Genomic DNA, 14679 nt, shown 5'->3' with positions numbered 1-14679 from the left:
GCATAGAGTTCAAGCCGCACTGCCTGGCACCAAGACCAGCAATCGACCTCGTGAGTGATTTTCTCCTCCGATGGAGCGGCATACAACGCGAAACGTCTCTCCGGCGAGTTGCACATCGTGGTAGCTCTGATCGGCGGCTCGCCATACATGGCGCAGATCTGCCGGTAGCACGTCGTCCGCATCCTGTCCCAACAACGCGGTGGTCCTTCCAAACAGTGCTTCTGCATCTGCATTCACAAATGCCACCATACCCTCCAGGTCCACCCCAATGACCGCCGCAGGAATATGATCCAAGACCTCCCGTGCGACGCTCAGGCTACTCTCTTCGCGGTGAATCTGCTCACGTTGATTCGTTAGCAACTGTTGCAAACGGTCATTCACTGCAGTGAGTTCATCGTTGGCCCGCAGAACTGCGCTCGCCAGCCGCCGATTCTCATCGGCCATTCCCTTTTGAGAGAACGCTTCCGCCACATGCCCGCGAAGCCGCTCGTCATCCCATGGTTTCGTGAGGAACTTGTAGATGGCCCCTTCATTGATCGCATCGGTGATGGACTGAAGCTCCGTGTAGCCAGACAGCACCATTCGTACGGTGTCTGGATACAGTTCCTTGGCCCGGCGCAGGAACTCCACCCCCGTCATACCGGGCATCCGCTGGTCCGAGACAATCACATCCACCGAGTTTTCGGCCAGCCTTTGCAAACCTTGCGCCCCGCTGTTGGCCGTCACGATGTGATAGCCATCCCGACGCAGCAATCTGCGCAACGCAGAAACAATGCTGTCTTCGTCATCAACGAGCAACAAGGTACGTTGTTGGGCGCGGCGCAATAACAAGTGCTCAGGCAAGGCCTTGCTTTCACGCAACAGGGAACCCATGGCGTCAGCCGTTAGCAGCCCGCTGAAATAGTGCCCTTGCATCTGGTCACAGCCGTTGGCGATGAGCAACGCCAGTTGCCCCTCGGTCTCAACACCTTCTGCCAACACTCTCATCTGCAGGCTGTGCGCCATGTTGATGATCGCGCGCGTGATGGACACGTCTTGAGAAGCTGCCGTGACGTCGTGGACAAACGAGCGGTCTACCTTCACCACGTCAATGGGCAGTGTGCGCAGGTAGCTCAGGCTGGAATAGCCGGTGCCAAAATCATCCAGCGAAATCTCGATGCCCAGGGTCTTGAGGTCGCCCAGAATCCGCGCGATGCGAGTGCTTTCTCCCATGAGCGCACCCTCGGTGATCTCCAGCCCCAGCAGCCTTGGATCAAGGCCGGTTTCGATGAGGATCTTTTCTATCTTCTGAGCCAGATCGGGTTGTTGAAGCTGGCGAGCCGACAGGTTGACGGCAACCCGGCACATGGGATGACCAGCGCGCTGCCATTCCAGCGCCTGGAGACAGGCGGTGCGCAGAACCCATTCACCGATCGGCACGATCAGGCCGGTTTCTTCAGCGGCCCGGATATAGCTGGACCGGGAAATTAATGCGCCATCGGGGGATTTCCATTCAAGGAATGCCTCGGCACCAATGATGGCCCCGCTGACCAATTCGAGTTTGGGCTGAAAATGCAGTTCAAACTCGTTGCGCTCCAAAGCTCGACGCAGTCCCGACTCCATGACAAGCCTGGAGATCGCCTTGGAATGCATGCCCGAACTGAAAACGCAGATTTGGTTCTTGCCCAGCTCATGGGCGCGATACATCGCCGCTTGCGCTTGCTGGAGCAGTTTTTCAGGATCATCCCCGTGCACGGGGTAAAGGGATATTCCGATATCGCAGGTCACCTTGATCTCGTTGTCGCCAATGGCAACTGGAAGGGACAGCGCGTCTACCAATGAGGCGGCGGTGCCCCGTGCCATGGCTTCATCCACAGAGTCTTCCCGAGCCAGCACCAGGGAAAACTCGCCGCTTCCAAAGTGCGCCAGCAGATCGTCCTGGGAAACCTGGGGCTGGAGCCGTCTGCCGACCTCCATGAGCAACTGATCCCCAGCTGCGTGGCCCAGTGATTCACTGACAAGCTTGAGTCTGTCAATCTCAACGCTCAGGACTGCAATGTGCCGCCCTCCCCGCGCGGCCTCGCGCATTTTGGTATCAAGATATTCCGTCAGCGCGTTCCGGTTCGGCAGCCCGGTGATTTCGTCGGTATTCGCGAGCTTGTCCAGTTTCTGTTCAGCCGCCCGCTGCAGGGTGATGTCCTGCAAGAGTGTGACCGTCCTGATCACCTTTCCGCCTTCATCGGCCTCGGCAAGGACCCGGTGCAGCACCGTGCGCAAGCTGCCGTCGGTGTGAACAATACGGTGCTGGAACTCACAGACGTCGTCGGGGGAAACTCCCTCGCTGATGGCCTGAACATAGGGGCGCTCTACCGGAGGTACGCGCGCCAGCAGCCAGTCTGTGCCGGGGGGCGTCTCGGTGAGCGGGATTCCCAAGATGGCATGCATGCCTGACGACAGCGTGACCGTGCCGGACACCAAGTCCACCTCCGCAGAACCAATGCGTGCAAGCTCTTCAGCATTGCGAAACAGCTGAACACGCTGCTGCGCGTACCGCGTGGCCGCCTGGATTGCACTGACGTCATGCAACGTGACCAGGTCCGCTGCTTGCGCCGACAGAAAAATGCGCACGCCCCAGACCTGGGCGCTGAACCGCTCGCCGTTCTTGCGCAGGCATTCGACCTCATAGGCTTTGCCTGGGACCCCCGCTACCCGGGCGTTCGTCTGCTCCCGCACCATGTCCCGGTGCTCGGGCACGCACAGCAGCATGGGATCCATGCCTCTGAGCATCTCTTCCCTGGAGTATCCGAAAAGCTCCAGGAGCTTGGGATTCACAAAAAGGAACCGCCCCTTCTGAATCACAAAGACGGCCGCCTGCACCTGATCTACCAACAGCCGGTAGTCGGGTTCAGAAAGTGCCATTTCCTGTTCAAACGGCCGGTCTTCAGTATCGAAACTACCCATGGTGAGATGCCTTGCCAACACGGAAATGATGCGACCACGTTATGCGATGCAGGGCTGTGCGGTTCATTGAGGACCTCTGTGGCCTCACTACCGACGGCGCTGCATTGCGCAGACAGGGGGCCAATGCTTGCAGAGCTTTCGTGAGCCCATGCACCTCCCTCCCGAATGATTGGCGCAGGCTACAAACCTGCTTTGGAATATCGGACCTGCTACCCACTGTACTTATCCCCTTTGGGCTTGTCACGGCCTTGCAGCGAGTGCACAGGCAGGGTATGTCCTGCTATGCCGTGTGAGCGCAGCCCTGGTATGGGTACTCATCTGCGTCGCTGGTGCATCACAAGACCCATGCTGCTAGAAAACGATTTACATTTTGGGCAACTGTCTGCAAGACTGTTGCAAAAGGGGGAGCGTTATGCATACGAGTCTTTCAGGGGCACGCGTTGCCTTGTGGCTGGGCATCGCAGTGTTTGTAGTCGCTGCGGCGACGCTGCCCCAGGCCCGCGCTTTGGACAAACCCACCGGCACGGTCGTTCTGACCATCGACGGCGCGATCAGCCAGACCAACAACGGCTCGCAAGCCCAGTTCGACATGGCCATGCTGGAGAAGCTGCCGCAGCACAGCTTCTCCACCCAGACCCCCTGGTACCCCAGCGCCGTCACTTTCACTGGCCCCCTGCTGCGCGATGTGCTGGCGGCCGTGGGCGCCAAGGGCAAGAACATCACGGCGGTGGCGCTCAACGACTACAAGACGGAAATCCCCATCGACGATGCCACGCGCCACGACGTGATCGTTGCCCGGCTCATGAACAACCGCCCCATGCGTGTGCGCGAAAAGGGGCCGCTTTTCATTGTCTATCCGTTTGACACCAAGGCAGAGCTGCGCAGCGAGCTGTACTACAACCGCGCCGCCTGGCAGCTCCATATCCTGCGAATTCGCTAGTCCACCCTCTCCTCCCAACTTCCCAGGAACCACACCATGATCCGGGGCAAGCACTTTCTGCGGCTGATCATCGCGGGCCTGGTGGTAGCGTATGTGGCCATTGCCGGGGTGCAGTACCACCAGTACCGCAGCGTCGAGGCGGTCATGCGCCGGGGCGACGTCAATGCCCTGTGGTCATTCCTGCAGCTCAATGTGGAGTACGAAAAACTCGACCACGCCCTGCACCAGTTCGAGCTGGACCCGCCCAGCCTGCCCATGGACCGGCTGGAGTTGCGCTATGACCTGTTCCTGAGCCGCTTCAGCGCGCTGGAGAGCGGCACCGCCCGCACGCTGATGCAGGAGGAACCGATCTACGCCACAGCCCTGGAAGCACTGCAGAAGTTTGTCGCCGCAGGGGACAACCATTTCGGGCAGAGTGTGGACGCGGCATCGAGCCAGACAAACATGCGTCTGTTGCGGGCCGAGCTGAACAAGCTGCGCGACATCGTTCAAGAGCTGTCGCTGCAGGCATCGCGCATCTCCGCCTTGCTGGGCGACCGGCGCAACGAAGAGGTCAAGCACCAGACCCTGCTGACCACCGGGCTGACCGCGTTCCAGGCCATCCTGACCTTTTTGCTGGCCATTGCCATGGCGCGCCAGTTCCTCCAGCGTGAAAAGGCCACCTCCCAGGCCCTGGAGGCCCAGGCCGAGCTGGTGGAAGCCCTCAAGCGCAACGAGGAAGCCCTGGAGGCCCGGGTAGCCCAGCGCACCACGGAGCTGCAGCGAGCCAACGCCGCGCTGCAGGAACATGAGGATGAACTGGAGGTGGCCCGCGCCAAAGCAGAGGACGCATCGCGCATGAAATCAGACTTCCTGGCCAACATGAGCCACGAGATCCGCACGCCCATGAACGCCGTGATTGGCATGAGCCACCTGGCGCTGGCCACCGAGCTGACCGCGCGCCAGCGCGACTACGTCGAAAAGATCCAGCGGTCGGGACAGCACCTGCTGGGCCTGATCAATGACATCCTGGATTTCAGCAAGATCGAGGCGGGCAAGCTCGAAGTCGAGGTGGTGGATTTCGACCTGCATGCCGTGCTCGACAATGTGGCCAACCTGCTGGGCGAGAAATGCGCCAGCAAAGGCCTGGAGCTGATGTTCGACGTGGACTCCCACCTGCCCGCCGACTTGCGTGGAGACCCCCTGCGGCTGGGGCAGATCCTGGTGAACTACGCCAACAATGCCGTCAAGTTCACGGACGATGGCGAGATCATCGTGCGGGTACGCGAAGCAGCGCGGGATGCCCAGGGCGTGCTGCTGCGCTTTGAAGTGCAGGACACGGGCATCGGCCTGACCGAAGAACAGCAGGCGCGCCTGTTTCGCTCATTTGAGCAGGCCGACACCTCGACCACGCGCAAGTACGGCGGCACCGGCCTGGGCCTGGCGATTTCCAAGAAACTGGCCAGCCTGATGGGCGGCGAGGTGGGCGTGCACAGCGCGCCGGGCAAGGGCAGCACCTTCTGGTTCACAGCGCGACTGGGTTTGGGCGCGGCCGTGCAGCGGCCACTGCTGCCGGAACCCGACCTGCGTGGCCGCCGCGTGCTGGTGGTGGACGACAGCGAACAGGCCCGGCAGATCCTGGCCGAGCTGCTGTCCAGCATGAGTTTTTCGGTCACGCTGGCCAGTTCGGGGGCGCAGGCCGTGGACCTGGCACGCGCCGCGGACCTGGCAGGCAGGCCCTGCGAAATCGCCTTTCTGGACTGGAAGATGCCTGGTATGGACGGTTTTGAAACCGCCCGCCAGCTGGCCCAACTGCCCCACCCTCCGCGCCCGGTCATCGTCACCGCGCATGGGCGTGACGACGTTCTGGCCGAACTCACACGCACCGGCATCGGGCTGATGCTGACCAAGCCCGTCAACCCATCTCAGCTTTTTGATGCCGCCATGCGAGCATTGGGAGGCGCGCAGCGGGTGGACGACGGGCGGCGCCTGCCAGCCTCAGCGGCACGGGGCGCCAACCTGACATCGATCCAAGGGGCGCGCGTGCTGCTGGTGGACGACAACGACCTGAACCAGCAGGTGGGCAGCGAACTGCTGGCCAGCGCCGGGCTGGTGGTGGATGTGGCCGACAACGGCCAGGCCGCACTCGACATGTTGGCCCGAGGCACCTATGACATCGTGCTCATGGACATGCAGATGCCGGTGATGGACGGCCTCACCGCCACGCGCCAATTGCGCCAGAACCCCGCCTGGGCGCGCCTGCCGGTGCTGGCGATGACCGCGAACGCGATGAGCGGCGACCGCGAGCAGTGCCTGGAAGCGGGCATGAACGGCCACATAGCCAAGCCCATTGACCCCGACGCGCTGTTCGCCGCCCTGCTGCAATGGATTGCACTGCCGCACACTGGGGGCGCCAGCGGTAAGACTGTTGCCCTGCAACCTGCGGTGCCTGGCGCTCCTTCATTGGCGCCAGCGGACACCCCCGACCCGCTGACACACATCGAAGGCCTGGACACCGCCGCCGGGCTGCGGCGCGTACTCGGCAAACGTACGGCCTATGAGAGCCTGCTGCGCAAATTCGTGGCCGGACAAGGCAGCGCAGTGAAAGAAGCGCGCGCGCACCTCGCGGCCGCCCAGCCAGAGGCGGCGCAGCGCGCCATGCACACGCTCAAAGGTACCGCTGCCACCATAGGCGCGATGGGTCTGGCCGAACTGGCAGGCGCGGCGGAGCAAGCCATTGCACACAACGCGACCGCCGACGTCCTCGAAGCCCTGCTCCCGCCCGTAGACACCGCCTGCCAGACCCTGGTGGCTGCGCTGCAGAGCGCCCTGCCCTCTGAGGCAGATACGCCCGGCACGGCGAGCGCTGCAAGAACCCCGTTGGATGGCGCGCAGGCCCGCGCATTGGTGGAACGCCTTGGCGCCCTACTGGAAGACAGTGATTCCGACGCCATCGAGTTGTTCAAGGACTCCGGCCCCAGTCTTCAGGCCCTGCTGGGCCCCGCCTACGCCGACATGAAGCGGCTGCTCGACAACTACCTCTTTGCCGATGCGCTCGACGTGCTGCGCAAGGCGGGGAACGATATGCAACACAAGGAGGATCCAGTTCATGAATAGCCCATTGGAATTGAGCGGCAAATGCACGGTGCTGGTGGTGGATGACACCCCGGGCAATCTGTCGCTGATGAGCGACCTCCTGCGCCCCGACTACAAGGTCAAGCTGGCACCCACCGGCGAACGCGCGCTGCAGATCGTGGCGGCCGAAAAGCCCGACCTGATCCTGCTCGACATCATGATGCCGGACATGGATGGCTACGAGGTGCTGCGGCGCCTGCAATTCAACCCCGAGACCGAAGACATTCCGGTGATTTTCCTCACCGCCATGAGCGCCACCGACGACGAAACGGTGGGGCTGGAGCTGGGCGCAGTGGACTACATCACCAAGCCCGTCAACCCCGCCATCACCATGGCGCGCGTGCGCAACCACCTGCAGCTCAAGCGAGCGCGGGATTTACTGGCCCACCACAACCACTTTCTGGAGCAGGAGGTGGCCAACCGCACGCGCGCCCTGGCGGAGCTGCAGGACGCCACCATCCGCGCCATGGCATCGCTGGCCGAAACGCGGGACAACGAGACCGGCAACCACATCCGCCGCACGCAGCACTATGTGGAAGCGCTGGCCCGCAAGCTGCAGGACCATCCGCGCTTTCGCGACGAACTCACGGAAGACGCCATCCAGGTGATCTTCAAGTCCGCCCCCCTGCACGACATTGGCAAGGTTGGCATCCCCGACCGCATCCTGCTCAAGCCGGGCAAGCTGACGCCTGAAGAGTTCGAGATCATGAAGACCCACACCACGCTGGGCCGGGACGCCATCGTGGCGGCAGAAACCGAAACCACACAGAACAACCCGTTCTTTCGCTACGCCAAGGAAATCGCCTACAGCCACCAGGAAAAGTGGGACGGCTCAGGCTACCCCGAAGGGCTGGTGGGCAACACCATCCCCCTGTCGGCACGGCTCATGGCAGTGGCCGATGTGTATGACGCGCTGATCTCCGAGCGCGTGTACAAGGCCGCCTTCTCCCATGAGACGGCGGTAGAAATCATCCGCGACGGCCGAGGTAGCCACTTCGACCCCGACATGGTGGACGCCTTCCTCTCGCTCTCCGAAGAGTTCCGGCGCATTGCGCAGCAGTTTGCCGACAGCGAACATGCGCTGCAGGCGCAACGCGACCGCATTGCCCAGGACCTCTCCACCGAGGGTGTGGTCATCGGCGAAGGCAGCGTCAGCAGCAGCGGCGGCTAACCGCCACGCTCTCAGCAGCAGGCGCCTGCGGCGCTTTCCTCTGCCCCACTTTCGGAGGAAGTGGTGGTGCGGTGTCCGTTGAGGCCCAGCTTGGCCAGCAGTTGCACGTCGGCCTCGACATCGGGGTTGCCGGTCACCAGCAGCTTGTCGCCATAAAAGATGGAGTTGGCGCCCGCCATGAAACACAGCGCCTGCACGGCTTCGCCCATCTGCTGGCGCCCTGCGGACAGGCGCACCCGGGCCTTAGGCATGGTGATGCGGGCCACGGCGATCACGCGCACAAAATCGAACGGGTCGATGGGCTCGCTGTCAGCCAGGGGCGTGCCGGGCACGCGCACCAGGCTGTTGATGGGCACCGACTCGGGGTACGGCTGCAGGTTGGCCAGCTGGGCGATCAGGCCAGCACGGTGCACGGGCGCCTCGCCCATGCCAACAATCCCGCCGCAGCACACGCTGATGCCCGCGCTGCGCACATGCGCCAGTGTGTCCAGCCGGTCCTGGTAGGCGCGGGTGCTCACCACATCGGTGTAGTACTCAGGGGCGGTGTCCAGGTTGTGGTTGTAGTAGTCCAGCCCCGCATCCTTGAGGGCCTGCGCCTGGTGCGATTCGAGCATGCCCAGGGTGGCGCAGGTCTGCAGGCCCAGGCCCTTCACGGCACCGATCAGGGCGCTGACTTTTTCGATGTCGCGGTCCTTGGGCGCGCGCCAGGCGGCGCCCATGCAAAAGCGCGTGGCCCCCGCATCCTTGGCAGCCTGGGCAGCGCGCACCACTTCGTCCACCTCCATCAGCTTGTCGGCTTTCACGCCCGTATCGAACTCGGCCGCCTGCGGGCAGTAGCCACAGTTTTCGGGGCAGCCGCCGGTTTTGATGGACAGCAGCGTGGCCAGCTCGATGTCGCCCGCAGGCCAGTGCTGGCGGTGCACGGTCTGCGCTTCAAACAGCAGGTCCATCAAGGGCTTGTCGAGCAACGCCTGGATGGCTTCCACGCTCCACGGGCCTTGTGAGGTGGCAGTGGCTGGGCGCCGATGCACCTGGACGTTTTGTACGGTGGGTGCTGGCGGCACAGGCTGGGCGGCGGGCATGGCAAGGGTCGTGGAGGACATGGCGATCAATTCCCTTCAAGGCATTCGCCCCACCGTGGCACGGAGCCACCCGAGGCTTAAGAAGTTGTTTAGCGACACCGCGCGCACGGCACACCACGGATGATTTGGCATGGCGCGCTGCGAGGTGGGCGGATTCTGGACGAGAAAACGGCACAAAAGCACGCCACAGGGTCACAAAAGATGCCAAGAAAAACGAGACATCAACAACCGTCAATTTCTGAACTTTTTAGGAGCAGAAGACCGCAGGTTGATCGAACTTGCCGGGCCTTTGGGGCAGTCAGTTTCTTGGCGCCTTCAACAGCCCCGTTGTGGCGGTTATCTGCTCCCATCTGACACTCTGTACAGCCGAGCAGCGCCGGGAGATGGCCGACGTTGGTGCGCTTTGGAGAACGATTTTTCGCAACTATCAGCCCAGTGCAGCAATCACGTCGGCCGGGGCCTGCACCAGTTCGATCAAAACGCCCTCGCCCGCAATCGGAAATTCGTCATTGCTCTTAGGGTGCAAAAACGTGATGTCGTAGCCCGCCGCGCCCTTGCGGATACCGCCGGGCGCAAAACGCACGCCCTGGGCCGTGAGCCATTCCACCGCCTTGGGCAAGTCGTCAATCCACAGCCCAATGTGGTTGAGCGGCGTGGTGTGCACGGCGGGTTTTTTGTCGATGTCCAGCGGCTGCATGATGTCCACCTCGACCTTGTAGGCACCCTGCCCCATGGCCAGGATGTCTTCGTCCACGTTTTCGCGCTCGCTCTGGAAGGTGCCGGTTTGGGTGAGGCCCAGCATGTCCACCCACAGGGTTTTCATGCGCTGCTTGTCGGTGCCGCCAATGGCGACCTGCTGAATGCCCAGGACTTTGAACGGGCGATGAAGGGATGTGGTCATTGTGTTTGCTCCTTGATTGATAGCTGCTTGCGCTTATGGATAAAGCGCCAGAGGCCAATTTGACCTAAAAATAGCTTGCTCCCGGCTACCCTTCGTTCAACACCCAGCTGCTGAGCGTGGCGAAGTACTCGCGCAGCCAGGCGTTGTAGCGCGTGGCCAGGGGCGTGGGTGCCGCTACCGGCACCATGTGGGTAAAGCCATGGCGCTGGGCAATGCGCAGAGCACGAGGCAGGTGGAAGTCGCTGGTCACCAGCGCGAGCGGGACCGTGGCGGCAACACCGCGCGCCTCCAGCAAGGGGCGACTTAACGCCAGATTCAGCTCGGTGCTGGTGCTGTCCTTCTCCAGCACCAGGCGTTCCGGCGCGATACCGTGGCGTTCTTGCAGATAGCGCGCCATCACCTCCGCCTCGGTATCTGTAGTGCCCCAAACCTGCCCACCACACACAGCGATCAGCGCCTCAGGCTGCAAGCGGGCCAACGCGGCCGCTGTGTCCAGCCGCGCCGCCAGTGCCGGGCGGGGCTGTCCGTTCTGGATGCCCGCTCCCAGCACCACAATGGCCTGCACAGGCGGTGCCTCTGCCGGAGAAACGCCGGCGCCCCGCAAGAAGAACACCCAGAAAACCACCACGCTGAGCATCCACGCCGTCAAACCCCACCAGCCCACGCGCCACCACTGCTGGCGCCGCCGGTCATGGTGCCGCCAGCGCGTGAGGGGTGCCCACCACACCGCGATGGCCAGAAACAACGCCCCCAGCGCAACGGGTAACATGGTGCCCAGGTTGAAGTGCCCCAGAACCATCAGCACCGCGCCGTCCAGAAACAGCACGCCGCCGACCAGCGCCAGCAGCGTGCGCACAGCCACCGCCGTCATCGCAGGCTGCAGGATGGAGCGCGAGGCACAGGCAGCATCAGACGAATTCCAGAATGATCTGGTCCACCGCCAGCGAATCGCCCTTGCCCGCCGTGATCTTGCCGACCACGCCATCCTGCGCGGCAAAGAGGATGTTCTCCATCTTCATGGCCTCGATCACCGCCAGCTTTTCACCGGCCTGCACCTTCTGGCCGGGCTGCACCGCCACATCGACCAACAGGCCCGGCATGGGCGAGAGTAGGAATTTGGACAGATCGGGCGGCGCCTTGAAGGGCATGAGCTTGTGCAGGCGCGCGCCCAGCGGCGACAGCACCAGCGCATCGATCTGCGTACCGTTGTGCGCAATGCGCAGCGCCAGCGGGTTCTTGCCCACGCCGCGCTCCACCTGGGCCGTAAAGCCCTGGCCGTTGCAGGCGCCCTGCACGCGAATCTGGCCCAGCGTGGCGTTGCTACTGATCTGATAGCTGGTACCGCTCACCAATACTGCGCTGGAGCCCGATTTGTCCTCAAAGTCGGACACCGTCACCTCATGGTGCTGGTTCTGCCCTTCGGCGCCCAGCGTGACCACCACAAACTGCTCGCCCACCTTCACCTCGTGGCCGGCCAGTTGGCCGCTGATACCGGAGGCGCGTGCACGGTAGCGGCGGTTCATGAACGCGGCCAGCGCCACCAGGAACAGCGGGTCGCTGTGCGGCACGTCTTCGGCATGGAAGCCCTTGCCGTAGTTCTCGGCGATGAAGCCAGTGTTGAAGTCGCCCGTCACGAACTTGGGGTGCGCCAGCAACGCGGCCTGGAACGGGATGTTGCTGCTGATGCCGCGAATCACAAAGCCGTTCAGCGCCGCGCGCATCTTGGCAATCGCATCGTTGCGGTCCGTGCCGTGCACGATGAGCTTGGCGATCATCGAGTCGTAGTACATGGGGATCTCGCCACCCTCGTACACGCCCGTGTCCACCCGCACGCCCAATTTTTTGGTCGTATCGGACTGGAACATCGACTCCTCCGGCGGCTGAAAGCGCACCAGGCGGCCGGTGGACGGCAGGAAGTTGCGGAACGGGTCTTCGGCGTTGATGCGGCACTCAATGGCCCAGCCGTCGCGCTTCACATCGGCTTGGCTCAAAGGCAGCTTCTCGCCTGCGGCCACGCGGATCATCAGCTCCACCAGGTCCAGGCCGGTGATGCATTCCGTCACCGGGTGCTCCACCTGCAGGCGGGTGTTCATCTCCAGGAAGTAGAAGTCCTGGTCCTTGCCGACCACGAACTCCACCGTGCCCGCGCTTTGGTACTTGACGGCCTTGGCCAGTTGCACCGCCTGCTCGCCCATGGCCTTGCGGGTGGCGTCGCTGATGAATGGCGACGGCGCCTCTTCGATCACCTTCTGATGGCGGCGCTGGATGGAGCACTCGCGCTCGTTCAGGTAGATCACGTTGCCATGGCTGTCGCCCAGCACCTGGATCTCGATGTGGCGCGGCTCCTGCACAAACTTCTCAATGAAGATGCGGTCGTCGCCAAAGCTGTTGCGGGCTTCGTTCTGGCAGCTGGCAAAGCCTTCAAACGCTTCCTTGTCGTTGAACGCCACGCGCAGGCCCTTGCCGCCGCCACCGGCCGAGGCCTTGATCATCACGGGGTAGCCAATGCCCTTGGCAATCTCCACCGCTTGCTCGGGGCCCGCGATGGCATCGTTGTAGCCAGGAATCGTGTTGACCTTGGCCTCGTTGGCCAGCTTCTTGGACGCGATCTTGTCTCCCATGGCCGCAATCGAATGCGCCTTGGGGCCGATGAAGGCAATGCCCTCGTCTTCGCAGCGCTTGGCAAAGGCCTCGTTTTCGGAGAGGAAGCCATAGCCCGGGTGCACGGCCTGCGCGCCAGTCTGCTTGCAGGCGGCAATGATCTTGTCGGCCAGCAGGTACGACTCGCGCGAGGGCGCGGCGCCAATGTGCACGGCCTCGTCGGCCAGCTTGACGTGCCGGGCTTCCTTGTCGGCGTCGGAATAGACGGCGACGGTGGCGATGCCCATTTTCTTGGCCGTTGCAATCACTCGGCAGGCGATTTCGCCACGGTTGGCGATCAGGATTTTCGTAAACATATTTTTATGCTCCTCGTCCGCTCAAAGGGGAATGTTGCCGTGCTTGCGCCATGGGTTTTCGAGCTTTTTGTCGCGCAGCATGACCAAGCTGCGGCAGATGCGCTTGCGTGTCTCGTGCGGGAGGATCACGTCGTCGATAAACCCACGGGCCCCAGCCACAAACGGGTTGGCAAAGCGCTGCTTGTATTCCGCCTCGCGGGCGGCCAGCTTCACGGGGTCGTTCTTGTCCTCGCGGAAGATGATTTCCACCGCGCCCTTGGCGCCCATCACCGCAATTTCAGCGTTGGGCCAGGCCAGGTTCACGTCGCCGCGCAAGTGTTTGCTGCTCATCACGTCGTACGCGCCGCCGTAGGCCTTGCGGGTGATGACGGTGATCTTGGGCACGGTGCACTCGGCATAGGCGTACAGCAGTTTGGCGCCGTGCTTGATGATGCCGCCGTACTCCTGGCTGGTGCCGGGCATGAAGCCGGGCACGTCCACAAACGTGACCACGGGGATGTTGAACGCATCGCAAAAGCGCACAAAACGCGCGGCCTTGATGGAACTCTTGATGTCCAGGCAGCCCGCCAGCACCAGCGGCTGGTTGGCCACGATGCCCACGGTCTGGCCTTCCATGCGGGCAAAGCCGATCAGGATGTTCTTGGCGTACTCGGGCTGCAGCTCAAAGAAGTCCCCATCGTCCACCGTCTTGAGGATCAGCTCCTTCATGTCGTAGGGCTTGTTGGGGTTCTCGGGTACCAGGGTGTCCAGGCTCAGGTCCATGCGGTCGGCCGGGTCGTTGCTGGGGCGCACCGGTGCCTTCTCGCGGTTGTTGAGCGGCAGGTAGTTGTACAGGCGGCGCAGCATCATCAGCGCCTCCACGTCGTTCTCGAACGCCATGTCGGCCACGCCGCTCTTGGTGGTGTGCGTCACGGCGCCGCCCAGTTCCTCGGCCGTCACTTCTTCGTGCGTCACGGTCTTGACGACTTCGGGGCCTGTCACGAACATGTAGCTCGAATCCTTGACCATGAAGATGAAGTCCGTCATGGCGGGCGAGTACACGGCGCCACCGGCGCTGGGGCCCATGATCATGCTGATCTGCGGAATCACGCCGCTGGCGAGTACGTTCTTCTGGAACACATCGGCATAGCCGCCGAGGGACGCAACACCTTCCTGGATGCGGGCGCCGCCCGAGTCGTTCAGGCCGATGACGGGTGCGCCGACCTTCATGGCCTGGTCCATCACCTTGCAGATCTTCTCGGCATGCGTTTCAGACAGCGCACCGCCAAACACCGTGAAATCCTGGCTGAACACAAACACCAGGCGGCCGTTGATCATGCCGTAGCCCGTCACCACACCGTCGCCGGGGATCTTGTTGTCCTCCATGCCAAAGTCGGTGCAGCGGTGCTCGACAAACATGTCCCATTCTTCGAACGTGCCGTCGTCCAGCAGCAGCTCGATGCGCTCGCGCGCCGTGAGCTTGCCCTTGGCGTGCTGCGCATCGATGCGCTTTTGCCCGCCGCCCAGGCGTGCCAGCGCACGCTTTTTCTCCAGTTGATCCAGGATGTCTTGCATGGTCGTCCTTTGGTGAATGG

Annotated in this window: 9 protein-coding genes; 3 read left to right on the top strand and 6 right to left on the bottom strand. The window is 62.8% G+C overall.

The genetic code is table 11. From position 1 onward, the window contains the following. Positions 1-9: 9 nt before the first annotated feature. Positions 10-2940 carry an EAL domain-containing protein gene (locus tag C8C93_RS06600; RefSeq protein WP_121506328.1) on the bottom strand — a complete coding sequence of 977 codons (2931 nt, stop codon included), beginning with the start codon at positions 2938-2940 and terminating at the stop codon, positions 10-12. A gap of 412 nt (positions 2941-3352) precedes the next feature. Between C8C93_RS06600 and C8C93_RS06595 the strand changes: the two genes are divergently transcribed. From C8C93_RS06595 to C8C93_RS06585, 3 genes are read left to right on the top strand one after another with little or no spacing between them, the layout of a single operon-like run. Next, positions 3353-3880, top strand: coding sequence for a molybdopterin-dependent oxidoreductase (locus tag C8C93_RS06595; protein ID WP_233559250.1), 528 nt, complete (start codon positions 3353-3355; stop codon positions 3878-3880). A 36-nt stretch (positions 3881-3916) separates the two neighbouring features. After that, a complete protein-coding gene (locus tag C8C93_RS06590; protein ID WP_121506327.1) occupies positions 3917-6976 on the top strand; it encodes a response regulator in 3060 nt (1019 codons plus the stop codon). After that, positions 6969-8165, top strand: coding sequence for a two-component system response regulator (locus tag C8C93_RS06585; protein ID WP_121506326.1), 1197 nt, complete (start codon positions 6969-6971; stop codon positions 8163-8165). The genes C8C93_RS06590 and C8C93_RS06585 overlap by 8 nt, the downstream gene beginning before the upstream one ends. 11 nt (positions 8166-8176) lie before the next feature. Here the strand turns inward: C8C93_RS06585 and bioB are convergent, their stop codons facing one another. The 5 genes from bioB to C8C93_RS06560 form a co-directional block, all read right to left on the bottom strand. Continuing rightward, on the bottom strand, positions 8177-9277 hold the full coding sequence (gene bioB / locus C8C93_RS06580) for a biotin synthase BioB (protein WP_121506325.1): 1101 nt from the start codon (positions 9275-9277) through the stop codon (positions 8177-8179). A gap of 397 nt (positions 9278-9674) precedes the next feature. Next, positions 9675-10148: a VOC family protein gene (locus C8C93_RS06575; protein WP_121506324.1), complete on the bottom strand. Its 474-nt coding sequence runs from the start codon at positions 10146-10148 to the stop codon at positions 9675-9677. Between the two features lie 85 nt (positions 10149-10233). Continuing rightward, a complete protein-coding gene (locus tag C8C93_RS06570; RefSeq protein WP_121506323.1) occupies positions 10234-11019 on the bottom strand; it encodes a YdcF family protein in 786 nt (261 codons plus the stop codon). Between the two features lie 37 nt (positions 11020-11056). Next, positions 11057-13105, bottom strand: coding sequence for an acetyl/propionyl/methylcrotonyl-CoA carboxylase subunit alpha (locus tag C8C93_RS06565; protein WP_121506322.1), 2049 nt, complete (start codon positions 13103-13105; stop codon positions 11057-11059). Positions 13106-13126: 21 nt separating this feature from the next. After that, a complete protein-coding gene (locus C8C93_RS06560; RefSeq protein WP_056062687.1) occupies positions 13127-14659 on the bottom strand; it encodes an acyl-CoA carboxylase subunit beta in 1533 nt (510 codons plus the stop codon). Between the last annotated feature and the right edge of the window lie 20 nt (positions 14660-14679).

Source organism: Acidovorax sp. 93, from assembly GCF_003633835.1.
GTDB classification, from domain to species: Bacteria; Pseudomonadota; Gammaproteobacteria; order Burkholderiales; family Burkholderiaceae_C; genus Acidovorax; species Acidovorax facilis.
The sequence above is the reverse complement of the archived record's forward strand: the minus strand, read 5'-3'. Positions and strand labels throughout refer to the sequence as shown.

Excerpts from the sequence above, each read along its gene's own strand:
- C8C93_RS06600 (WP_121506328.1), bottom strand. The coding sequence starts at position 2,940 with ATGGGTAGTTTCGATACTGAAGACCGGCCGTTTGAACAGGAAATGGCA.
- C8C93_RS06595 (WP_233559250.1), top strand. The coding sequence starts at position 3,353 with ATGCATACGAGTCTTTCAGGGGCACGCGTTGCCTTGTGGCTGGGCATC.
- C8C93_RS06590 (WP_121506327.1), top strand. The coding sequence starts at position 3,917 with ATGATCCGGGGCAAGCACTTTCTGCGGCTGATCATCGCGGGCCTGGTG.
- C8C93_RS06585 (WP_121506326.1), top strand. The coding sequence starts at position 6,969 with ATGAATAGCCCATTGGAATTGAGCGGCAAATGCACGGTGCTGGTGGTG.
- C8C93_RS06575 (WP_121506324.1), bottom strand. The coding sequence starts at position 10,148 with ATGACCACATCCCTTCATCGCCCGTTCAAAGTCCTGGGCATTCAGCAG.
- C8C93_RS06570 (WP_121506323.1), bottom strand. The coding sequence starts at position 11,019 with ATGACGGCGGTGGCTGTGCGCACGCTGCTGGCGCTGGTCGGCGGCGTG.
- C8C93_RS06565 (WP_121506322.1), bottom strand. The coding sequence starts at position 13,105 with ATGTTTACGAAAATCCTGATCGCCAACCGTGGCGAAATCGCCTGCCGA.
- C8C93_RS06560 (WP_056062687.1), bottom strand. The coding sequence starts at position 14,659 with ATGCAAGACATCCTGGATCAACTGGAGAAAAAGCGTGCGCTGGCACGC.